This is a genomic window from Comamonas fluminis, assembly GCF_019186805.1.
GTDB lineage: Bacteria > Pseudomonadota > Gammaproteobacteria > Burkholderiales > Burkholderiaceae_C > Comamonas > Comamonas fluminis.
This window is the reverse complement of record NZ_CP066783.1, coordinates 860016-881861: the sequence shown is the minus strand read 5'-3', so window position 1 is coordinate 881861 and position 21846 is coordinate 860016. Positions and strand designations below refer to the sequence as shown.

Annotated in this window: 24 protein-coding genes, 1 tRNA gene and 2 pseudogenes; 17 read left to right on the top strand and 10 right to left on the bottom strand. The window is 59.8% G+C overall.

The genetic code is table 11. From position 1 onward, the window contains the following. Positions 1–19 precede the first annotated feature (19 nt). A complete protein-coding gene (locus JDW18_RS04405) occupies positions 20–721 on the top strand; it encodes an RNA pyrophosphohydrolase (RefSeq protein ID WP_218242501.1) in 702 nt (233 codons plus the stop codon). 51 nt (positions 722–772) lie between these two features. Here the strand turns inward: JDW18_RS04405 and proB are convergent, their stop codons facing one another. The 4 genes from proB to rplU all read right to left on the bottom strand — a co-directional run bounded on the left by proB (position 773) and on the right by rplU (position 3878). Further along, positions 773–1912: a glutamate 5-kinase gene (gene proB / locus JDW18_RS04400; protein WP_218242500.1), complete on the bottom strand. Its 1140-nt coding sequence runs from the start codon at positions 1910–1912 to the stop codon at positions 773–775. Between the two features lie 109 nt (positions 1913–2021). After that, a complete protein-coding gene (gene cgtA, locus JDW18_RS04395; RefSeq protein WP_218242499.1) occupies positions 2022–3137 on the bottom strand; it encodes an Obg family GTPase CgtA in 1116 nt (371 codons plus the stop codon). A 155-nt stretch (positions 3138–3292) separates the two neighbouring features. Then, the gene (rpmA, locus tag JDW18_RS04390) at positions 3293–3550 is read right to left on the bottom strand and encodes a 50S ribosomal protein L27 (protein ID WP_218242498.1); all 258 of its coding nucleotides are present in this window, start codon (positions 3548–3550) and stop codon (positions 3293–3295) included. 16 nt (positions 3551–3566) lie between these two features. Continuing rightward, positions 3567–3878, bottom strand: a complete 312-nt coding sequence (gene rplU, locus JDW18_RS04385) for a 50S ribosomal protein L21 (protein ID WP_003058536.1) — start codon at positions 3876–3878, stop codon at positions 3567–3569. A 231-nt stretch (positions 3879–4109) separates the two neighbouring features. Between rplU and JDW18_RS04380 the strand changes: the two genes are divergently transcribed. The 5 genes from JDW18_RS04380 (at position 4110) to JDW18_RS04360 (ending at position 8221) form a co-directional block, all read left to right on the top strand. Beyond that, the gene (locus JDW18_RS04380) at positions 4110–5039 is read left to right on the top strand and encodes a polyprenyl synthetase family protein (RefSeq protein ID WP_218242497.1); all 930 of its coding nucleotides are present in this window, start codon (positions 4110–4112) and stop codon (positions 5037–5039) included. Between the two features lie 38 nt (positions 5040–5077). Continuing rightward, positions 5078–5154: transfer RNA gene (locus JDW18_RS04375), tRNA-Pro, on the top strand. Positions 5155–5790: 636 nt separating this feature from the next. Then, positions 5791–6252, top strand: coding sequence for a hypothetical protein (locus JDW18_RS04370; RefSeq protein ID WP_199445233.1), 462 nt, complete (start codon positions 5791–5793; stop codon positions 6250–6252). Next, positions 6249–7175 carry a replication protein RepA gene (locus JDW18_RS04365; RefSeq protein ID WP_074930052.1) on the top strand — a complete coding sequence of 309 codons (927 nt, stop codon included), beginning with the start codon at positions 6249–6251 and terminating at the stop codon, positions 7173–7175. The genes JDW18_RS04370 and JDW18_RS04365 overlap by 4 nt, the downstream gene beginning before the upstream one ends. Continuing rightward, entirely contained in the window at positions 7172–8221 is a 1050-nt protein-coding gene (locus tag JDW18_RS04360; protein WP_218242496.1) for a site-specific integrase, read from the top strand. Before JDW18_RS04365 ends, JDW18_RS04360 begins: the two co-directional genes overlap by 4 nt. A gap of 133 nt (positions 8222–8354) precedes the next feature. Here JDW18_RS04360 and JDW18_RS04355 read toward each other — a convergent pair whose 3' ends face one another. The 3 genes from JDW18_RS04355 to JDW18_RS04345 are packed head-to-tail and all read right to left on the bottom strand — an operon-like array spanning position 8355 to position 10305. Next, positions 8355–8516: a hypothetical protein gene (locus JDW18_RS04355; RefSeq protein ID WP_218242495.1), complete on the bottom strand. Its 162-nt coding sequence runs from the start codon at positions 8514–8516 to the stop codon at positions 8355–8357. After that, positions 8513–9475, bottom strand: coding sequence for an HsdM family class I SAM-dependent methyltransferase (locus JDW18_RS04350; RefSeq protein WP_218242494.1), 963 nt, complete (start codon positions 9473–9475; stop codon positions 8513–8515). The genes JDW18_RS04355 and JDW18_RS04350 overlap by 4 nt, the downstream gene beginning before the upstream one ends. A 50-nt stretch (positions 9476–9525) precedes the next feature. Next, entirely contained in the window at positions 9526–10305 is a 780-nt protein-coding gene (locus tag JDW18_RS04345) for an AraC family transcriptional regulator (protein ID WP_069106706.1), read from the bottom strand. 141 nt (positions 10306–10446) lie between these two features. On the opposite strand from JDW18_RS04345, the gene JDW18_RS04340 reads away from it, so the two are divergent. Both JDW18_RS04340 and JDW18_RS04335 read left to right on the top strand, forming a co-directional pair. Next, on the top strand, positions 10447–12306 hold the full coding sequence (locus JDW18_RS04340) for a glutamine--tRNA ligase/YqeY domain fusion protein (protein WP_197970338.1): 1860 nt from the start codon (positions 10447–10449) through the stop codon (positions 12304–12306). A 554-nt stretch (positions 12307–12860) separates the two neighbouring features. Beyond that, a pseudogene (locus JDW18_RS04335) lies at positions 12861–13355 on the top strand (tyrosine-type recombinase/integrase); the annotation flags it as partial. Between the two features lie 15 nt (positions 13356–13370). Here JDW18_RS04335 and JDW18_RS22530 read toward each other — a convergent pair. Continuing rightward, positions 13371–13511, bottom strand: a pseudogene (locus JDW18_RS22530) (integrase); the annotation flags it as partial. A 501-nt stretch (positions 13512–14012) separates the two neighbouring features. Here JDW18_RS22530 and JDW18_RS04330 point away from each other — a divergent pair. The 7 genes from JDW18_RS04330 (at position 14013) to JDW18_RS04300 (ending at position 19029) form a co-directional block, all read left to right on the top strand. Then, positions 14013–14888 (top strand): LysR family transcriptional regulator, encoded by an 876-nt coding sequence (locus JDW18_RS04330; protein WP_049246562.1) that lies wholly within the window; start codon positions 14013–14015, stop codon positions 14886–14888. A gap of 150 nt (positions 14889–15038) precedes the next feature. After that, entirely contained in the window at positions 15039–15482 is a 444-nt protein-coding gene (gene msrB / locus JDW18_RS04325; protein WP_037520575.1) for a peptide-methionine (R)-S-oxide reductase MsrB, read from the top strand. A 1-nt stretch (position 15483) separates the two neighbouring features. Continuing rightward, on the top strand, positions 15484–16023 hold the full coding sequence (gene msrA / locus JDW18_RS04320) for a peptide-methionine (S)-S-oxide reductase MsrA (RefSeq protein ID WP_049246563.1): 540 nt from the start codon (positions 15484–15486) through the stop codon (positions 16021–16023). A 136-nt stretch (positions 16024–16159) separates the two neighbouring features. Then, a complete protein-coding gene (locus JDW18_RS04315; RefSeq protein ID WP_049246564.1) occupies positions 16160–16864 on the top strand; it encodes a glutathione S-transferase N-terminal domain-containing protein in 705 nt (234 codons plus the stop codon). Continuing rightward, a complete protein-coding gene (locus JDW18_RS04310; RefSeq protein WP_218242493.1) occupies positions 16861–17829 on the top strand; it encodes a magnesium and cobalt transport protein CorA in 969 nt (322 codons plus the stop codon). Before JDW18_RS04315 ends, JDW18_RS04310 begins: the two co-directional genes overlap by 4 nt. A gap of 103 nt (positions 17830–17932) precedes the next feature. After that, positions 17933–18493, top strand: a complete 561-nt coding sequence (locus tag JDW18_RS04305) for a hypothetical protein (protein ID WP_224767370.1) — start codon at positions 17933–17935, stop codon at positions 18491–18493. Further along, positions 18490–19029, top strand: coding sequence for a hypothetical protein (locus tag JDW18_RS04300; RefSeq protein ID WP_224767369.1), 540 nt, complete (start codon positions 18490–18492; stop codon positions 19027–19029). Before JDW18_RS04305 ends, JDW18_RS04300 begins: the two co-directional genes overlap by 4 nt. A gap of 24 nt (positions 19030–19053) precedes the next feature. On the opposite strand, the gene JDW18_RS04295 is transcribed toward JDW18_RS04300, so the two are convergent. After that, entirely contained in the window at positions 19054–19587 is a 534-nt protein-coding gene (locus JDW18_RS04295) for an MFS transporter (protein ID WP_246610273.1), read from the bottom strand. A gap of 187 nt (positions 19588–19774) precedes the next feature. Here JDW18_RS04295 and JDW18_RS04290 point away from each other — a divergent pair, with 187 nt between their 5' ends. Continuing rightward, on the top strand, positions 19775–20185 hold the full coding sequence (locus JDW18_RS04290; protein WP_218242491.1) for a hypothetical protein: 411 nt from the start codon (positions 19775–19777) through the stop codon (positions 20183–20185). Between the two features lie 54 nt (positions 20186–20239). Then, a complete protein-coding gene (tnpA, locus tag JDW18_RS04285) occupies positions 20240–20635 on the top strand; it encodes an IS66-like element accessory protein TnpA (RefSeq protein ID WP_006217728.1) in 396 nt (131 codons plus the stop codon). 112 nt (positions 20636–20747) lie between these two features. Here tnpA and JDW18_RS04280 read toward each other — a convergent pair whose 3' ends face one another. After that, positions 20748–21743: a hypothetical protein gene (locus tag JDW18_RS04280; protein WP_218242490.1), complete on the bottom strand. Its 996-nt coding sequence runs from the start codon at positions 21741–21743 to the stop codon at positions 20748–20750. Positions 21744–21846: the final 103 nt, after the last annotated feature.

The following is a 21846-nucleotide window of genomic DNA, read 5'->3' as shown; positions in this document are numbered from 1 at the left end:
AAAAATTTGGGGTTTGATTATGCTTGACCGGGACGGATTTCGCCCGAACGTCGGCATCATCCTGCTCAACCAAAGAAACCAGGTGTTCTGGGGAAAACGCATTCGCACCCACAGCTGGCAGTTTCCGCAAGGTGGCATTGACCGGGGGGAGACACCCGAGCAAGCCATGTTCCGCGAACTGCACGAAGAAGTGGGGCTGAAGCCCAACCACGTTCGCGTGGTTGCCCGCACTAGGGACTGGTTGCGCTACGAGGTGCCAGACCGGTATATCCGCCGCGATGCGCGCGGGCATTACAAGGGTCAGAAGCAGATATGGTTTCTGCTTCAGTTGGTAGGTCACGACTGGGATTTGAACCTGCGTGCCACCGATCACCCCGAGTTCGATGCCTGGCGCTGGAACGACTACTGGGTTCCACTCGATGTAGTCGTAGAGTTCAAACGCGGCGTGTATGAAATGGCGCTGACCGAGCTGGCGCGTTTTGTGCCACGCAGCGAGCAGCAACGCAATCGCTATCTGCGCAGTGGCATGCGGCCACGCGAACAGGAAGCAGGCAACGCAGGGCCGGTAGCGCATACCAGCCACCACATGCCCGCTTTGCATCCTGCCCGCACAGGCAGCTTTCGCATCAACCCGGGAATGGAATTACCGCCTGGTGCGAGTTTTGACCCAGATCCACAAAGTGGTTTTGGCGATTCTCAGGACAGCAAGCCCTTGCAATGAAAAAAGCCGTAATGCCCTTAAGCATTACGGCTTTTTTCATGGGTTGCCGCCTCAGTGCCCTGCAACCACCATATTGTCGCGGTGCACCATTTCAGGGCCCGCAGAGTAGCCCAGCAGGCCTTCAATCTCCGATGAACTCTTGCGGCACAGCAAGCGAGCCTCTGCACCAGCGTAGCTGGCCAGGCCGCGTGCAATTTCCACACCCTGCTCATCGCGCACGGCAATCACTTCTCCGCGTGAGAAATCGCCGTCCACGGCAACCATGCCGATCGGCAGCAGACTCTTGCCCTCATCCCGCAGCTTGGCCACGGCGCCCGCATCCACTGTGACCGATCCACGCAGCTTGAGGTGATCCGCAATCCATTGCTTGCGCGCCTGCGTCTTGTGCGTATCGGCCACCAGCAGCGTTCCGATGGACTCACCACGCGTCAGGCGCAGCAGCACGTCTTTTTCGCGCCCCCAGGCGATCACGGTGGAGGCACCGGAGCCCGCTGCGCGCTTGGCCGCCAGAATCTTGGTAATCATGCCGCCCGTGCCAATGGACAGACCTGCACCACCCGCCATGGCTTCCAGTGCAGGATCACCGGCTTCGGCCACGTCGATGAACTTTGCATCGGGGTTCTTGCGAGGGTCTGCACTGTAGAGGCCGCGCTGATCGGTGAGGATGACCAGGGCGTCGGCTTCCACCAGATTTGCCACCAGAGCACCCAGCGTGTCGTTGTCACCAAAACGAATTTCATCCACCACCACGGTGTCGTTTTCGTTGATGACGGGCACCACCCCCAGCCGCAGCAGGGTCAGCAGGGTCGTGCGGGCATTCAGATAGCGTTCGCGGTCAGCCAGGTCAGCGTGGGTCAGCAACACCTGGGCGCTGGGCACGTTTTCCTCGCGCAGCTTGGTCTCGTACATCTGGGCCAGGCCCATCTGTCCCACAGCGGCAGCGGCCTGCAGCTCATGCACTTCGGTCGGGCGCGTAGCCCAGCCCAGGCGTTTCATGCCTTCGGCAATCGCACCGCTGGAGACCATGATGACTTCGCGCTTGGTGCCATCTTCGCCATGCACCAGAGCGGCCAGCTGGCGGCTCCACTCCTGAATGGCGGCCTCATCCAGCCCACGACCTTCATTGGTCACCAGGCTGGAGCCGACTTTGACGACGATGCGATGGGCATCACGCAACACATTGGAAGACATGAGGATTTACAGTGTTTTTAGCCTCTAGTGCTTATGTATCAAGCGCTATCAGCTATGAAATTCAAAGCAAAACAGCGCACCAAGTGCGCTGCTGGGTATAGCCTCAAGCTTATTCCGGATCCTGGGGCGCGAAACGGGGATCGGTCATATCCAGACCAGAATCCTCGCCTCCGGCAAAACGAGGGTCCACTTCCTTGGGCGCCTGCTCTGCCAGTTGCTGGTTGTGCACATGTTCGTAGATCTTGCGGATCAGCGGCTCGCAACCTTCGCGGGTCAGCGCCGAGATCTCATAGACCGGGCCCTTCCACTTGAAGCGCTTGACGAAATCCTTGACCTTGGCCGCACGCTCTTCCACGGGAACCATGTCCAGCTTGTTGAGCACCAGCCAGCGCGGCTTGCTGTAGAGCTCGGAGTCGTACTTCTTGAGCTCACCCACAATGGCCTTGGCCTGCTCAACAGGGTCCACCCCCTCATCAAACGGTGCGATGTCCACAATATGCAGCAGCAGACGCGTGCGCTGCAGGTGACGCAGGAACTGGTGACCCAGGCCCGCGCCTTCAGACGCGCCTTCGATCAGACCGGGAATGTCGGCCACCACAAAGCTTTGCTCTGCAGCCACGCGCACCACGCCCAGATTGGGGTGCAGCGTCGTAAAGGGGTAATCGGCAATCTTGGGACGTGCGTTGGACACGGCCGTGATGAAAGTGGACTTGCCGGCATTGGGCATGCCCAGCAGACCCACGTCGGCCAGCACCTTCAACTCCAGCTTCAGGTTGCGACGCTCACCGGGAAAACCGGGCGTCTTCTGGCGTGGAGCACGGTTGATCGCGCTCTTGAAGCGCAGATTGCCGAAGCCTCCGTCGCCACCCTTGGCAATGGTGATGACCTGGCCTGGCTCCAGCAGCTCAAATAGCACCTCACCGGTATCGGCATCGCTGATGATGGTGCCCACAGGCATGTTCAGGGTGATGTCATCACCAGCGCAGCCGAACATGTCCGAGCCCATGCCGTGCTGGCCACGCTTGGCCTCATGGCGACGCGAGTAGCGGTAATCCACCAGCGTGTTCAGATTGACATCGGCCACGGCAAAAACGTGACCACCACGGCCACCGTCGCCACCGTCAGGGCCGCCAAATTCCTTGTATTTTTCGTGCCGGAAAGACACGCAACCATTGCCACCGTCACCGGCTGCAATGTCGATAAAAGCTTCGTCAACAAACTTCATGAGGCATCCAGTCTACAAAATCAGTGCGCACCAGAAGCCCGGGCCACACTTTTACGTGGTCTATAACTGCCCCATCCGCCAGAAATCTGCTGCCTGGAGCCTTTTCAAACAACAAAGCCCCGACAAGTCGGGGCTTTGTTTGAGTCAAAGACGACTTAGGCAGCCGTGATGTTGACTGTTTTCTTGGACAGAGCGCCCTTCACACCGAACGACACGTGGCCGTCAACCAGTGCAAACAGGGTGTGATCCTTGCCCACGCCAACGTTCTCACCGGGGTGGAACTGAGTGCCGCGCTGACGCACGATGATGGAACCAGCTGTCACCAGCTCGCCACCAAAGGCCTTCACGCCCAGCATTTTTGGCTTGGAATCACGTCCGTTACGCGTAGAGCCGCCGCCTTTTTTCTGTGCCATGTCTAGCTCCTAAAAATTAAGCAGCGATTGCCACGATTTGCAGTTCAGTGAACTGCTGACGATGGCCTTGGCGCTTTTGATAGTGCTTACGGCGACGCATCTTGAAGATGTGCACCTTGTCGTGCTTACCGTGGGCAACCACAGTTGCCTTCACAGATGCGCCGGACACCAGGGGAGCACCAACCTTGATTTCAGCGCCGTTGCCGACTGCCAAAACTTGGTCGATCACAATTTCCTGGCCTACGTCCGCAGCAATCTGTTCTACCTTGATCTTTTCGCCAGCTGCAACGCGATACTGCTTGCCGCCGGTTTTTATGACTGCGTACATGAAAACCTCTAAAGTTGAGAGTTCTGCGAAATGATTTCCACAGAGCCATAGATTCTAGCACGCATGAAAAAATTTCGCTCTCAATCCCACAAAGCAGTCCCTAACATTTGCCGTCACTGAGCCGCCAGAAAGGTGACTGCATCTTCCTATAATCATGAGTCCACTTGGCGGTTCATCACCTTGACTACAGAAATTTCCACATCCAATCCGCTTGCCCTGATCGCAGACGACATGCGTGAAGTGGATCGTGTCATTGCACAGCGACTGACAACCAGCGTCCCCCTGATTGCCCAGATCTCCCAGTACATCATTGCAGCCGGGGGCAAGCGCCTGCGCCCTGCCTTGCTGCTCATGATCAGCGGAGCCCTGGGCCACAAAGGTCAGAACAAATACATTCTGGCTGCCGTGGTGGAGCTGATCCACACCGCCACCTTGCTGCACGACGACGTGGTAGACGAATCCACCCTGCGCCGCGGCCGCCCCACGGCCAACGAGACATTTGGCAACCCCGCCAGTGTGCTGGTCGGTGACTTTCTGCACACACGCTCCTTCCAGATGATGGTGGAAGTGGGCAGCATGCGTGTTCTGAAAATCCTCTCGGACGCCACCAACGTCATCGCAGAAGGTGAAGTTCAGCAGTTGATCAATACCCACGACGCTTCGCTGGATGAAGCCGGGTATCTGCATGTCATTCGCTCCAAGACTGCCCAGCTCTTCGAAGCCAGCGCACAGCTTGCAGCAGTGCTGGCACAGGCTTCACCAGAAGTGGAACAAGCCTGCGCCACCTATGGCCAAGCCTTGGGCACCGCATTCCAGATCATCGACGATGTCCTGGACTACACGGGCGACACCCAGGAAATGGGAAAGAACCTGGGCGATGATCTGCGCGAAGGCAAATGCACTTTGCCACTGATTGCCGCAATGCAGCGCGGTACCGCCGAACAAGCCGCAGTTGTGCGCCAGGCGATTGAACAAGGCTCCACCGAACAGCTGGACGCTGTAGTGGAAATCGTGCGCAGCACTGGCGCCCTGGAAGTTGCCAGAGCTGCTGCACATGATGAAGCCCGACGTGCCATCAGTGTCTTACAAGCCTTGCCAGACAACGAATACACGTCAGGCTTGCTACAATTGGCCTCTCAGCTTTTGGAGCGCCGCACCTGAATCGACAGGCGGAAAAAGGCGTTCTGCAACAAAAGCTACGGGGTGTAGCTTAGCCTGGTAGAGCGCTACGTTCGGGACGTAGAGGCCGGAGGTTCGAATCCTCTCACCCCGACCAGGACACCACAGAAAAAGCCCAAGTGAATCAACCACTTGGGCTTTTTGCTTTGAATCGTCATTCATGCCGATTGAGAGTAAATTTGTCCCGTCGTTGTCCCAAATTTGTCCCAAAACTCTGTATGTTTGTGACTACGAAGGTCGTTTTTCAGCGGTCGGAGGCACTTGACGGGCAGCGAGTGTGCCCTTACCGTACTGTCATTCATAGTCGCTGATAGCAGCATCCACGTGAAACTACACCTCAAACAGCCGCGCATCATTGAGGCCGCCGGATTTCGGTTGGTCGGGATGGCCTGTGTGGTTGGTTTGTTGAGTCTTTTCGTTGCTTTTGCGGCTGAGCACATCCAAGCACTATCTTGGCTCAATCCAGTCGCTGGGAAGTTGTTGACAGTTGCGTTGATCTGCGCGCTGCTAACGTTCGTGGGGTCACCTTTTTGCGCGTTCCCGTGGCTCGTGCGTCGCATCATCTCGTGCGTTGAGTTCTTTCTCCCGCTGCCACCTGCAGGCAGCCTCACCGATTACAAGCCGAGCAACGACACTCCACCTCCTCGGCATCACCTTCACTGAGTTCCCACGTGCCGCGCGCAACGCGCGGTGTTCGGCGGCAAAGCCGCTGATGTTCAGTGAATGGTGACCAATGACCAAAAAATCTCACACGGCTGCAGAAAACCAGTCGCATTGCATCCTATTTGTAGAGCAGCTATCCGAGCAAATCGGGAAAACAGCGAACACGATTCGCACCTGCGCGACCAACAAAAAATATCAGCACCTGATCCCCCGTCCTTTCAAGTTGCCTAACAGCCGTCGCCTGTGCTGGTACGAGCACGACGTGCTGGCTTGGATCAACTCGACTCGCCCGGCCGAGCCGCCACCGCCCAAACGCCCGCGAGGACGGCCCACCAAAGTGGAGCAGCTTGCCCGCGCTCGCTGGCAGGAGCTGAATGCTTCCATCCAACACCAGAGACGGACGGCAGAGCCCGCCGAGCCGCATCCGCCCGCACGACCGCAAGAACGGCTCACTAAGGCAGAGCGGCCTGCGTACGCGCGCCGGGACGGGCAAAACCCAACAGTCCAGCAGCGCGCAGGGGGCAAAAAATGAAGTCCCAGAAGTTGCTCGATAAGCTGTTGGCGGATGGTGAACTGATCCGTGCTACCGCGCCTGCCGGTGACGACCTGGCCTTTCACCATTCACTCTTGTGCTCGCTTGGCCTTCCGCGACGCCCTACTGTGGCCCGAGAATTTATGCGGCAATCAGGCGAGGGATGGTTGTATGTTCAAGCTGGAGCCATTGACCTTGGCAATGGCCCCATTCTTCAGCCTGTTCCTCACGGCGCTGTACCGCGCCTCGCGTTGATCTGGATATCGACTCTTGCCAGACGCTCACGCCACCCTGAAATTTTCATTGGCCGCAGCGCCTCGGAGTTCCTCCAGATGCTGGGGTATGACGGACAGGGACACTGGTATTCCACGTTGCGAGACCAGCTGCATGCGTTAGCCGCGTCCCGACTACAGATGGGTTATTGCGGGCGCACCGTCAACGAGACCGCCATCAAGCGCATTGACGCATGGCTTCCGGCCGATCACACACGACGCACAACTTGGCCTGGAACGCTCATGTTGGATCCCAGTTTTTTTGATGAGCTGGTCCAACACTCAGTCCCTCTCGACGCTCGTGCCTTGCACGCGCTTCGCGGATCAGCGCTGGCACTGGATGTTTACGTCTGGCTCGCGCATCGCCTTCACCGCATCAACCACTGGCCACTGTGGCTTCCTTGGCGGACGCTCAAATGCCAGTTCGGCCAAGAATATCGAGGCACGCACGGACACGGGGACTTCAGTACCAGTTTCAAGCTCGCCTTGAAGAAGGTATTGATCGTTTACCCAGCAGCGCGGGTGGCCGTCCAACGCGGTGGAATCGAGTTGCGTCAATCAGCTCCGCCCGTGCCACCCAGAACCTGGTTTTCGGTCAACGCACCACTGCAAGCTGCACACAGCGCATCAGTCAATCGGGAGGCGGCATGAACGAACTAACCCTCAGAATTCAGGAGTTGGCAAACCGCTGCCAGGCAATCCTGGATGCCATGCGATCCCCAGATGTTCAAGAACAGCGCAGCACCTCGCACAAGACGAAGATTGAATACGAGCGACAAGCGCAGCAACTTCTTCAACGTGCGCGACACGTTGAAGGTGGCTTGTTTGCGGTCGTTCAATCAACAAGGTGTGTGACCACATTTCGAAAACGCCTGATAGCACTGGAACACTTCCTTTTCTCACAGCAGGAGCAACTGACGCGACAGTTGAACGCTCCAGCAGTACAAGCCGCAGAAATTCTTCACCTGCGATTTTTTCTGCAACTGAAACACCTGCAAGCGCTACAACGCCTGCGGCAGCAAGGCATGACAGGTGAGCGTGCCAAACGCCGCAGCAAGCGTCAGTCACTGGCCGGGCTAACGGCCAATTGGCGCATTGACCTGTGCAAGCGCGCTGTAGGTGGCCGGTACCTGTTCTCGCTCATTGTGCTGGCCCTGACCGGGTGCCGCCCGAGTGAGCTGGTGCATGGCATTGACATCTGGCGCGGGAAAGACGAAGTCACAGGCAAATTGCTGATCCATCTCCGCATCCGGGGCGCAAAGGTTAAAGACTCGCAAGGCCAACCGCTTCGCACGATCTCCTATGACACCAATGACCCCCACCCCTTAGTCGTTGTCGTCAACGAGTTGCTGGATACCCAGTCGGAGCCGCGGGTGTTCGCGCAGGTCAGAAGCGCCGTCAATTTGACAGTGGAGATACGCCGCCTAGCACGCAGCTTGTGGCCCAAGCACAAGCAACCGATCACGGCCTACTGCTTCCGCCACCAGTTTGCCGCCGATCTGAAGGCCAACGGCGATGACGAAGCCACAAGCCGTGGACTGGGGCACATCAGCGCCGAAACCCGGCGCTTGTATGGCACCGCCGGCCAGGCCAGCAAAGGGCACCGCCTTCGTCCTCTGCGGGTTGAAGTCGAACGCCCTGTGAAGCCTCGCAGTCGTGGGCCATGCACGAAGTGGCGTATCGAGCCAGCGTCATAAAACCTGTGTGTCGGATTGTCATGCTCACTTATCCACGACAGTCCGACACCACATCGCCGTATGAAGCATAGTCACCGTAATAGCGGACCGAGGGGCTGAGCACACAGAATCACTCGCCTCGCCAAAGTTTCCTTCAATCCTTGACTGCCACCCGCGTAGCGCCGCCGTGCTGAGTTAAGTCGAGCAAGGTGGTCTTGCCCGAGCCATTGGCCCCGACCAAGACCCTGAAGTCGCCGACATCGATGCCCAGGCGCTCGAAACAGCGGTAGCGGGTGGCTTCCAGCCGGGTGATCATGGGCCTGGCTCCAGGTTATTGGCGCGAAACTCGGCGTAAGCCTTGGCGATTTCGGGCAGGTCGTCGTCAAGAATGCGCTCCTTGCGATGCAAGATGCGGGTTTCAAGCTTGCCTCCCCTGCGCACCTTTTCTTCTACCGTGACATCGATGAGGATTTCCTCGCCATCGGGGTGGCGCTTGTAGAGGGTGTTGCCACGGCGGTCGAAACCCACCTTCTCCGCCACGGCCATGAAGACGGGGTAGTCCTGCTTTTGCCCCAAATCTTCGGCCTGGATGACCTCCTCGGGCTTGCGCTTGAGGAAAAGCAGGCTGGTGAGGATGTTGACGTTGGCTTCGACGATGAAGGACTCCACCGGTAAGTCGATGCTGGCCAGCACCCAGCAGTGGCGCAGAATCCAGTAGCGGATGAATTCGTCACCGGGGTTGCCGAGGATGCCATCGGGCAGGACGATGCCCATGCGGCCACCGGGCTTGAGCCACTTGACGCAGCGCTCAATGAACAACACTTCGGGTGATACCGCAGGCTTGATGGCGTTGCCCATCACAAAACCGTCGCCTTGCCGCTCCCAGCGGCGGGCCAGCTCGTACTGCTCCAGAATGGTCTTTTCGGTGACCGGGATGTCGGAGCCAAACGGCGGGTTGGTCATCAGCACATCGATGGAGCCAAGTGGCATGTGGTCTCTGGCGGGCTGAACGCCCGGTAGATCGCCGCGTGGAAACTCCAGCGAGTTCATGTGATAGAGGTGGCCCAGCGAGTTGCTGGCCATCATCACGTTCATCTGCGCGGCACGTACCAGGAAGGGGTCAAAATCAGCGCCGAAGAGCTTATTGGCGGTGTAGCTGGCCAGCCGCTCGCGAATGGACAGAAATTCATCGGTGTTCTCTTCGCCGGCCTTGACGCGTTTCTCTTCCTGGAACTGCTTGTTGAGGTAGTTCCGTTCGGCACAGCACAACGGCATTCGGCGTCCGCATCACGCCACCGATCGTCCAGAACCAGGGCGCGATGGACCTACGGCTGACTCAGATGCTCCATCTGCCAAGCGCTGGGCGATTGCCCCGAGGCCCGTTGAAACGCTCGCGCGAATGCGGTGGCATTACCGTAGCCCACCTGAGAGGCCACCGCCTTCACTGCCTGCCCTTGCGCGAGTAGGTTGCGGGCAACCGCCATGCGCCAGTGGGTCAAGTAGGTCAACGGCGGTATGCCCACCACCTGGACAAAGCGCAGGGCAAAGGCAGACCGGGACAGGTGCGCCAGCTCCGCCATGCTGTCAAGCGTCCAGTCGTGCTCTGGCGATTCGTGCAGCATGGACAGCACCACACCCAGACGGCTGTCGACCATGGCCTCCAGCACACCGCCGGACAGCAGTTGCCGATCAATCAGGTGACGCACAAGCACCACGAAGGTGTATTGCAGCAGGCGGTCGATCGCTGCCCGATAACCAAAAGCACGTGCCTCGGCCTCCTCGAACAGCAGCTCTACCGGTCGCTGCAGCGATGACGTGGCGGTCAAGTCAATCACCGTGACGTCCGGCAAGATCATGTCCAGCGGCGGCGCCAATTCACTGAGGGTGGCGCACATCAGGTCCACCCCCTGCGGCCCTGAGCCCTGAACCCAGTGCTCCAACGCGCGGGGAAGCAACAGCACGCTGGGCGCCCGCACGTTCAGCGGCGCAAAGCCCTTGCGCGTCAGTTGCAGCTCGCCGCGACTCAGCAGGTGCATCGTCCCCTGCTTGAGGCCGTCAGCCTCGGATCCCTGCGTCAGGGTACAGAGATTTCCCGAGAAAAACATGCGCGCCGTGGGGGTGAACCGTAACAGCTGGTTCAGCAGAGAGGCGTTCGGCAAGGGAGTGCTTTGGTTCAAGCGCGTGACACCTGTTGTGGGTTAGACCTTGATTATCTTGGAGCTTCCGCCTCTCCTTAGAATGACTGCATGCCCCCCCCGTCCCTTTCGTCCAGCATCTCTCGACACCACCAAGCTCCCGCAGAAATTGAGGGCCAGGCGCTCAGGACGTCAAACTTCCTGCGCCAGGTCATTGAAAAAGACCTCGCCACCGGCACCTACGCCCAGCGCCAATGGGGCGGCGGCCCGGGTGATGCCGCCTTCCACGACGCCGGCCAGCCCGACCCGGCCAAGATCCGCACCCGCTTCCCGCCCGAACCCAACGGCTACCTGCACGTGGGCCACGCCAAGAGCATCTGCCTGAACTTCGGCCTGGCGCGCGACTACGGCGGCGTCTGCCACATGCGCTTTGACGACACCAACCCCGAGAAGGAAGAAAAGGAGTACGTGGACTCCATCCTCGACGCGGTGCAGTGGCTGGGTTTCAACTGGGAATCCAACTTCAACGGCAAGCAGGAAAGCCACCTGTACTACGCGTCGAACTACTTCGACTTCATGTACCGCGCGGCCGAATACCTTATCACCGCCGGCCACGCCTATGTGGACGAGCAGACAGCCGAAGACATGCGCATCAACCGCGGCGACTTCGGCAAGCCCGGCGTGGACAGCCCCTTCCGCAGCCGCAGCCCGGAAGAGAACCTGGCCCGCTTCCGCGAGATGCGCGACGGCAAACTGGCCGACGGCGCCGCCGTGCTGCGCGCCAAGATCGACATGGCCTCGCCCAACATCAACCTGCGCGACCCGGCCATCTACCGCATCCGCCGCGCCACGCACCACAACACGGGCGACGCCTGGTGCATCTACCCCATGTACACCTTCGCGCACCCCATCGAGGACGCGCTGGAGCAGATCACCCACAGCATCGCCACGCTGGAATTTGAAGACCAGCGCCCGTTCTACGACTGGTTGCTGGAGCGTTTGTGCGAAGGCGGCCTGCTCAAGGCCCCACCGCCGCGGCAGTACGAATTTGCGCGCCTGAACCTGACCTACGTGATCACCAGCAAGCGCAAGCTGGCGCAGCTGGTGAACGAGAAGAAAGTCAGCGGCTGGGACGACCCGCGCATGCCCACCATCGTCGGCCTGCGCCGCCGCGGCTACACGCCCGAGGCCATCCAGCTGTTTGCCGAACGCATCGGCGTGACCAAGAGCGACTCCTGGATCGACTACAGCACGCTCGACGGCTGCCTGCGCGAAGACCTGGAAAACAAGGCCCACCGCGGCATGGCCGTGCTTGACCCCGTCAAGCTGGTGCTCACCAACTGGGCCGAAGTGTTCGGCTCTGACGGCTACACCGAAGACTGCACCCAGCCCGCCCTGCCCCACAGCACCATTGCCGAAGGCCAGACGCCGCCGCCTGACCGCGTCTTCAAGATCGGCAAGGACGTGTGGATCGAACGCGAAGACTTTGAAGAAGTGCCGCCCAAGGGCTACAAGCGCCTGTTCCCAGGCAACGTGGTGCGCCTCAAAGGCGGCTACGTCATCGAATGCACGGGTTGCGCCAAAGACGCCGAAGGCAAAGTGACCGAAGTGCACGCCAAGGTCATCCCCGGCACCAAGAGCGGCACCCCCGGCGCCGACAGCGTCAAGGCCAAAGCCGCCATCACCTGGGTGGGCAACGCCGACGGGGTGAGCGCCGAAGTGCGCCTGTACGACCGCCTGTTCACCGACCCGCAACCCGACGCGGGCGGCAAGAACTTCCTGGACGCGCTGAACCCCGACAGCCTGAAGGTGGTGACGGCGGTTGTGGAGCCTTCACTGGCTGCAGCGAAGCCAGACCAGAAATTCCAGTTTGAGCGCCACGGCTACTTCGTGGCCGACCGTGCGGACCACGGGGTGGGCGGGAAAGTGGTGTTCAACCGGGTGACGGGGTTGAAGGATCGTTGGAATTGATCGCTATTCCCACTCTGTGCTTGCTTAATGCCTCGTACAAATCGTCTTTGTTGAAGACATCGCCTTGCACCACTTCACTCTCAGAATCTGGGGGTAGCTATCTACTCCGTTTTGGCGAGTAGGTGAACAGATCCGGAACAACGCGCGGTTGACACGGCCACATAGGAGTTGCGGAGCGTTTGCCCGGTAAACCTGTCTTGAATCGTCCCGAGGAGATTCGAACGCGCTGCCTAAAGCAACCACGCAAGCAACGTGAGCCGTTTTTCGACACCGACGAATCTGTGCATGCGCTGGTTATGGTCGAAAAGTGAGGCGCTCTACCAAATCGCAAAAACGGCAGGAAGTACATGGGTGTGTGGCATACCTCCCCCGACAACAGGGCGCACGCTTTACGACAAGTTGATGCGGTGTCTGGGCGAGATTGCCCATACGCACGATACCGACTGAAGTACCCGCCACCAACTTCGGCGACTAGGATGGCCATAATGAGCCAAATCCAACGGGGTCTACGGTTCCAGCAATTGCACACTGCCGAGGCCATCTTTCTGATGCCCAAGGCCACTCACCTCATCAGCGATGACGAGATGGGCAAACTGTTCCGCTACCTCGACTTCCTAGAAACCGATGGCCTGGGTTTGGATCATGCGATCCTTCCTCTGGCCATTCGGCTGCAGTTCGAGTTCGCTGGTCGCCGCTCTGAGATCATCACGCTCCAGTGGGATTGGGTGGATCTGGAGAACCGGCGCGTGGTCTGGCCCGACAGCAAGACCGGCGGCATGTCCAAGCCTTTGAGCGAAGAAGCCCACCGACTGCTATCCACCGCGTCTCGCCAAGACGGTTGTACGCATGTGTTCCCCTCGCCAAACCACCCGGGGCAGCACATGACCACGGGCGAGTACTACAGCGGTTGGACCCGCATCCTCAAGCGTGCAGGCGTTACCCATGTAGGTACGCATGGCATTCGCCACCGCTCGGCGACCGACATTGCCAACTCGGGCATCCCGGTCAAGGTCGGTATGGCGCTGATGGTGCTGCAGACGGCGCCCCTGGCGTTTTGCGCGGGGTCATGCCACTACTCCCTCGGCCTGTCTTGCTCCGGTGATGGTCCTGCGCCGGTTCGCCACCAACTCGGCTGCTTCCCGCACCGGCTTGTCCTCGGTGTGGACATAGCGCATGAACATCGCCACGGTCTTGTGTGCCGTCAGGGGCGGGTGGCATACCGGCGGCCGCCATGGCCTCCGCGGCTGCCCTCAGATCGTCGACGTCAGAAGCGAAGCTTACCGCTTCTTCCGCGGGACTCGCGATCCCTGTGCCGGCGAAGTCGAACCGCAAGACGCCGATACCGGCCCGCGAGAGCGCGCGTGCGATGTACACGGCGGCGCGGCTGTCCTTCCCGCAAGTGAAACAATGGGCGAAAATTGCCCAGCCGCGAGGAGTGCCTTCTGGCGCCTCCAGGTGCCCGGTTAGTTCAGACCCCCCTCCCCCGGCAAACGTGAACCGCGTTCCTGCCATATGCGTCGAGCCTCCAACGGCGGCTTAGCAGGAGCACCATCGACCCGAACTAGCAGCCCAAGACATTCTTTCTATATGCGCGGCGCATATAGACAAGCCCCTAAACCGTGATTATATGCGTCGCGCATACTTCTGAGGCTGTAGTCGGATCGGTCCTCTGGGGTGGCACTCGTCAGGTCGCAGGCCAAAGGGCTATGGAACTCAACCAGGTCAGCTATTTCATCAACTTGGCCGAGACGCTGAATTTCACTGCGGCTGCTCGTCTCAGTGGTGTCTCACAACCAAGCCTGACACGAGCGATCCGCCGCCTGGAGGAGGAACTCGGTGGACCGCTCATCTATCGTGACGGGAAGAACAGCCGGCTGACGAGCCTGGGTCAGGACGTCGAGTTGGAATTCCGCCGAATGCTGGTCGCGATGAAGAGCGTAAGACACCACTCGGAAAACTGGGCAATGGGGCGGCATCGCGTTCTCGACATTGCTGTCGCCTCCAGCGTCGGCCCGAGGGTCTTCACAGCCTTTTTCGACAGCGCGCTGGAAGAGGTGCCGTCCATCGAGATCAAACTGCACTCGCTCCAATCGGGTGAGGACACGTCGGAGGTGCTCTCAGGCAAATATCACGCGTGCATCCTGCCTCGCGAATCAAGGCCGGATCGTAAACTTGATGTGCGTCCTCTCTTCCGGGAGCGCTTCGTGCTCGGCTGCGCTGCAGATCACCCCTTGGCGGCGTGCGAAGTCGTTCGTGGTGAAGACCTGCTTGCTTTCCCGTTCGTCGATCGACTAAAATGCGAGTGCCGCGATCAAATCTTCGAGCACTTCGCGCGTCGAGAGGTGCGCATGCGCCCTCGCTTCCGCTCAGATCGAGACGACTGGGTGCAGCGCGTCGTCGCCGAAGGGCGGGGGATATGCATTTTGCCCGAACGCGCGGCCACCACCCACGGCCTGATCACAAGGCCGATCGAGGGCTTCGCGTTGGAGCGTGAGATCGTGATCGCCACCGTGTCCGGATCTACGGCACCGGTCGAGATACGAAAAGTCGCTCAGCTTGCAGCCCGTTACGATTGGAGTTGACCCGCCAAGCAAGAGGCATGTGCGGTATAGAAACTATACGCACGACGTATTGGATTAATGTTGGAGCCACTGCGATAGTTGATGTGAGTATCGACGTGATAAGTTGAACGTAGTGTGCCTGGCCCTCTAACTAAGTAATGGAGACTCACCATGAAGTTTGAAAAGTCGCAGGCAGCAATCGAACGCCTGACCCCGGAACAACGCCGGATCACCCAGCAGGACGGCACCGAGAGACCCTTTACCGGCGAGTATAACGACAACAAGGAGGCGGGCATCTACGTTGACGTCGTATCCGGCGAGCCGTTGTTCGCGTCGACGGACAAGTTCGAGTCCGGCACTGGCTGGCCGAGCTTTACCAAGCCGATCGTCGCGGCTCACGTGAACGAAGTGCGAGACAGCTCGCATGGCATGGTCCGGACGGAGGTTCGCTCGGTGCACGGCGACAGCCATCTTGGCCACGTGTTTCCGGACGGGCCGTCCGACCGCGGCGGCCTGCGCTACTGCATCAACTCGGCATCGCTTCGATTCATCCCGCGCGATGAGATGGAAGCCGCGGGCTATGGCGAGTATCTCGACCAAGTAGAGGAGGCTTAACATGCATCAGCGCGCTGTTCTCGCTGGCGGATGCTTTTGGGGAATGCAGGATCTGATCCGCAAGCAGCCCGGCATCGTTTCGACCCGCGTCGGCTACACCGGCGGCGACGTGCCGAACGCCACCTATCGCAACCATGGCACTCATGCGGAGGGGATCGAGATCACCTTCGACCCAACAGTGACGAGCTACCGTAATATCCTGGAATACTTCTTCCAGATCCATGATCCGACGACAAAGAACCGCCAGGGCAACGACCGCGGCCTCTCCTATCGATCTGGCATCTATTACGTCGACGAGGAGCAGAAGCGCATCGCCGAAGATACGATAGCCGACGTCGACGCGTCCGGACTGTGGGACGGCAAGGTCGTCACCGAAGTCGAGCCCGTGGGTGACTTCTGGGAAGCAGAGCCGGAGCACCAGGATTATCTGGAGAAGAGGCCGGGCGGATATACCTGCCATTTCCCGCGCGCTAAGTGGGTGCTCCCGAAGCGTAAAGACGCTGGCGACACCCAGGCTGAGGCCGGCGCGGCGGCGGAATAGCTGCAGCGACAATTGCGGCTGAGCCCCCCTGGGTCGCACCATCGGACCCGCATCCACTGATGGTGCGGGTCCGAAACCCAGCTAATCAAGCGGTCATACCGCTCCTCAGCCATCGAGTTGTTAGGATCGCCACATCATGCCAGACCTTTCGTCGTTTCCGATCGCACAACGCTGGCCGGCATCCAACCCCGACCTCCTGCAGCTCTACGCCGCGCCCACGCCCAACGGCGTCAAGGTCTCGATCATGCTCGAGGAGATCGGCCTGCCGTACGAGCCGCACTTTATCGACATCTCTAAGAACGAAAGCAAAGATCCGGCCTTCGTTTCGCTAAACCCGAATGGCCGCATACCTGCGATCATCGACCCAATGGGCCCAGACGGTAAGCCGATCGGCGTTTGGGAATCCGGCGCGATCCTCGTTTATTTGGCGGAGAAGGCCGACCAGCTCGTCCCGAGAGTATCAGCCAAGCGCTACGAGGCGCTAAGCTGGGTATTCTTCCAGATGTCGGCGATTGGCCCGATGTTCGGTCAACTCGGCTTTTTCCTGCGCGGGGGCGGCAAGGACTATGAGGAAAAGCGTCCTCAGAAGCGTTTCGCTGATGAATCCAAACGCCTCCTGGGAGTCTTAGACCGCCAACTGGACGGGCGCGACTGGATCGTCGATGACTATTCTATCGCTGACATTGCGACCCTCGGCTGGGTCAACGCCTTGGTTGGCACCTACGACGCCGGCGACCTACTGCGGCTTAGCAATCATTCGAATGTCCAAGCGTGGCTGGATCGCGGCCTCGCGCGCCCAGCAGTCCAACGTGGGCTGCTCATTCCGGCGAGGTCAGCATGAGTGTCATCGCCGCATATTACTACAACGAGGGTCGGCGTATCCGGGAAGTAGCTATCGACGAGCGCGTCGAACTCGACAAGAACCGTTCGGGCTTTTGCTGGATTGGGCTCAGCGAGCCCTCCGTCAACGAACTGAGGGCGCTTCAGGCGACCTACAATCTGCATCCTTTAGCGATCGACAACGCGATGCACCCGATATGCCCACCCAAGCTCGAAGTTTATAATGGCGAGCTTTACGTCGTCGCCCAGACGGCTGAGCTGGTCGGGGACCGAATACGTTACGGCAAGACGGCGATATTTACTGGCCATAATCATCTTATCACCGTTCGCCACGGCAACGCTGGTGCATTGGGCAACCTTCGAGAGCAACTCGAGCGTTCGCCCGCCCAGTTTGGAAAAGGCGTCGATTACGTCCTCCACGCGATCCTTCACCGGATCGTGGATCAGTATCTGCCCATCTTCGAAATGATCGAGGATGACGTACTTGCGATGGAAAGGCGATCGCTCGACGACTTCCTTGGGCGAGACGACGTTGCTCGCATCTTCGGCCTGAGATGCGAGCTTACGCGCTTTCAGCGCACCCTTGGCGCTACGGCCGAGCTGGTGCGCAAGCTCGTGCGCGGACACTTTCCCTGCATCAGCGCTGAGGTGCGGCCCTACTTCAACGACGTTGCCGACCATGTTGATCGTGTCCAGTCCATGGTCGATGGCCTCCTGCAGGTGCTATCCACTGTATTCGAGTTCAGCAGCCTTCTCGAAGCGCAGAGAATCGGGGTCGTCACCCGCCAACTTGCGGCATGGGCCGCGATCCTCGCAGTGCCGACAGCGATTGCAGGCATATACGGCATGAACTTCAAGAACATGCCGGAACTCGACACGCCTTACGGCTACTTCGTCGTGCTTGGTGTCATGCTGATGTTCTGCCTCTTACTGTTCGTGCGGTTCAAGAAGGCCAAGTGGCTGTGATCGCTACGCGCGAGCCGCGACTAGACCCAGCAGCCTGCCGCGCGCCGTCCACGGCCGCTCTTCCGTCCCAACGTGAACTCGAGGTGCATCAATGACAGCCCAAGTGACCGACGTTCTAGAAGCAGTGCAGTCCTTCGTCGCGAAGGGCTATGACCGCGAGTACCGCGTCAAGGACGGCAACCTGGTCGATCTCGAACTGGGATCGATGCTCGATCCATGCTCCATTCGCGTCGACGCAGCGCTGCGTCTCGAAAGCGGGGACGGTGCCGAAGATGCTTCGAACATCTACGCGATCACCGATCCCGCGACCGAGCGAAAAGGTTTGCTGATTGATGCCTTCGACGTGTTCGACGAGATCTGCCAACGTGATCTTTCCGAGCGCCTCCTGGAACATCGTGAAACAGCGCCTGCGGGCGACGAAGACGTTCCGAGCAAGCATGGGCTGCGGAAGGTCTACAAGGCCGAATTCGATCGCGAACCCGAGCGTTACGTTCTTCGAGAAGGCTTCCCCGACTTTCCGGCATGCCCGTTCGGCGGCGCATTCAGCATTCTCGGCTTCGATACCGCAGAACAGACGTATGTCTGGCTCGTGACCAGCATCATTCGGGATCCTCGGCTGATCAGGATCCCCTACCAGGGCGAACACGTCATCATCGACGAATGACGGCGCCGGCTGCGGAACGCGGCCTTTCAACGGCTTGCTGCGATCGATCGGCTTATCATTTCAAATTGCAACGCGACGAGGTGCAGATGGATTGGAATAAGGACCACATCCGGGAAACGATGCTGTCGTTGGAGACCGCTGCTCTGCAGAGCGCTCGCGACAAGTATCTCGATTATGTTTCCACCGCTCGCTTGGATCGGAGCGAGCCGATCGAGAACGACGAACAGGCACAAGCCGAGATCGCGAGCGACTTCGCCGAGGCGCTCGACGATACGCTGGACGATTACGCCGACAAGCTCGACAAGCTGAGAACAATCGACTTCGGACCGAAGACGGCGGTTACAGAAGGGGCGGTCATCAAGTTGTCGGGCCGCTACTTCGTCGTCGCGGTGTCAACCGACAAGTTCGTCTGCCATGGGCGCGAGCTTATGGGCATATCGACGATGGCGCCGATCTTCGAGGTAATCGACGGGGCTCAGGCCGGCGAGACCGTTCAATTCAACGGCCGAGAGCTGAAGGTCGAAGCTGTCTCATAGCAAACGGTCGCCGGGGCCGCAGCGCTAGTTCCGAACGCTCTGCGGCTCGTCCTTGGTTCGTATCATCGCATCGAGAGAGGCGGTGATCATCGGCGTGTTCGGACAACGTGTCGCCTTTACCTCGATTGCGGAGCGAGTTCGACCGCGTAGGCCCGCTAACACCGCTAGCATGGTCAGCAGGACAGCAGCATAGACGAACAGCCCACCGGGCCCGACACGATCCATCACCACTCCCCCGACAAGTGGTCCGGCCGCCGTTCCGATCCCGTTGAGCAGCAGAAGCCCTCGCGCGGTGCCGAGCAGCCGCCCTGGAGGAAGGTCGTCGTTCGCGGCGGCGAGACACAGCGAGTAGATCGGGATGCCAAAACCGCCGAAGAGCGCTCCCGCCGCAAGAAGGACGGGCAAAGGGGCGTCTGCCGCCACCGACACGCCGATGGCTGCCATGGCGGATGCCAGCGCCGCTCCTGCGATGACCAGGTTCCTGGACACCCGGTCGGAGAGCCAACCGAGTGGCCATTGCAACACAAGCGTTCCTGCGAGAACCGCGGGTGGCTTCATGTCTCCGTGCTGGAAGTGCTGGAGTACCACCCGAAGGCCTTCGAGCCGGATCGCTGCAGGGCCAGTCAGCTCTGCGTTCCCTGATCCCCCCAAAGCCACCAGTGCGCAATGCATTGGTGGCTTTCCTTTTGGCGCGATCTCCTCTCATGTTCAACCGGCGCCACCGCGCCCAACTGGAGATCAGACCATGTACCGTTCCTGGATCATCGACGCCATCTACCTCTACGTTACCGACCAAGCAGGTGCTGGCAATACCTTCACCAAACAGCGCTACTACGTCTACTTTCGCCTCATCGACGTGTGCACCAGCACCTATCGGGTCGTCACGAACCATGGAGTGGGATCGTTCAATGGGCTTGGGACCTGGAGCTTGCCGGAACACCCCGAAGGAGATCAAGAAACCAAGGACTTCATCCTCAGAAAAGCCAACCGACTGCTCGCGACGGGGTACCGCGCGGTGACCTTTCGCCTGAAGGGTTCTAAGCTCGCTGTGAAGGACCCCGAATCAACCGCCAGACGTGAGTGGGTCGTGGCCCCTTTCAGCTTGGCGCTGGGCGGCCCCGGACCTTCAACCGCGCCGTTGGACGCTGAGACGTAAGCGTCCGGCAATCCCATCTTGAGATAGACCCAGTGTCGAGGCATCGTGTGCACGATGAACATCACGCACACTATGGCGAACGACACGATCGCCCAGCGCCCCAAGCGGCACTACTACTCCCCGGAACTTAAAGGCCAGATCGTGGCCGAATGCCAGGTCTCCGGCGCGTCAGTGGCCGGCGTAGCGCTTGCACACGGAATCAACGCCAACATCGTTCATCGCTGGATGCGCGAGCAAGCAGACTCCCTGTTGCCAGCGCCCCGGAATGAGTTCGTTGCGCTGAATCTGCCTCCACCAGTTGAACAGCTCCCAGCAACCGAGACCAGCTCGCCGCCCGTGTCGCGTGCGATTCGCGTTGATGTTCGGCGCAGCGCCAGCGTAGTCACCGTGAACTGGCCCCTGGAAGATGCAGCGTCATGTGCAGCGTGGCTGCGCGACTGGCTCCGATGATCCGCATTGATGCGCTGTGGCTCTCCACCGAGCCGCTGGACATGCGAGCAGGCACCGAGACGGCGCTCGCCCGGGTAGTGGCTGTCTTTGGCGCAGCGCGCCCACACCACGCCTACTCGTCCAGCAGATCAGCCAATCCGACGTAGAGTCCATTCGCCGCAGTTGCCCGCGAGGTTGGATCCTGGCGTGAGATCGGATCACTCATGGACGTAGAGAAGTCGCACATCAGCACCACGCCGGTGTCGATGCCTCGCGCATGCGACTTGTTGGTCAACACCCGCAAGTCGCAAGTGGGAACGCGATTCAAGTGCCGGCTGCTCAGTCGCTTGCCCACCAGTCCAACATGGCGACCAGCGTGGGTCATGGTTTTGAGCACGTCGATGATGTCTTCCGAACGACTTGCGATTCGATTCGCGAGGGCCAAGGTTGCTGGCTGGGCATCGACCAATGTTTGCCATTCACCGCAAGTCGGATTGCTGACAGCCTTGCGGGTGTGCTTGGAATCGTTCATCTCTTGCGAGGCCGCTTCCGTGATTTCCACCACTGGCATTGCATCGTTCGACTGCTCCAGGAGCTTTCGAGCGGCTGACTGGATCTGCTCTCCGTCAGCGCTTCCAGCGCCGGCGCCGCGGCCTTTGCTGGGTTTGCTGCCCTTGCCCTTGCCTTTGCCTTTGCCTTGGTCTTCGGTCTGACCATCGCCGGCGCCATCCCCATCACCACCCTGCTCTTCGGCAGATTCGGCCTCACCTTTGCCCTTCGCTTTGGCTTTACCTTTGGCTTTGCCTTTGCCCATCCCCGCCCCTTGGTTTTCGCTTTGGGCAGACTCGGGCTCTCCAGCTTCCCCGTTGGGTTCGCCGTCCGACGGTTGCGGTAGCTTGCCGACGGCCGCGGCTTCGACGAGCCGCTTGATCTGCAGGGTCAGCTCCAGCGTGTCCTGTGTGGACTGCGCCGAGGCGGACTTGGCTGCAATCGCGTAGATCTGCGTCCACAGCGGGCCAAAAGCCTGCTGGCAGAGCTTTTCATAGGCAGCTGCGCGCGAGCCCAGGTATTGAGCCTGGCCTGGCAGCAAGTTCGACCGACAGACGATGAGCAGTGCGTTGACGAGCATGGTTGGGGTTCGGGGGATCACAGCGAACGCAGCTGGTCGATCGAGCACAAGTGCAGGTTCTTTTCGCCAGGCTCATAGCTCAAGACGGCGCTCACTGCGGCGA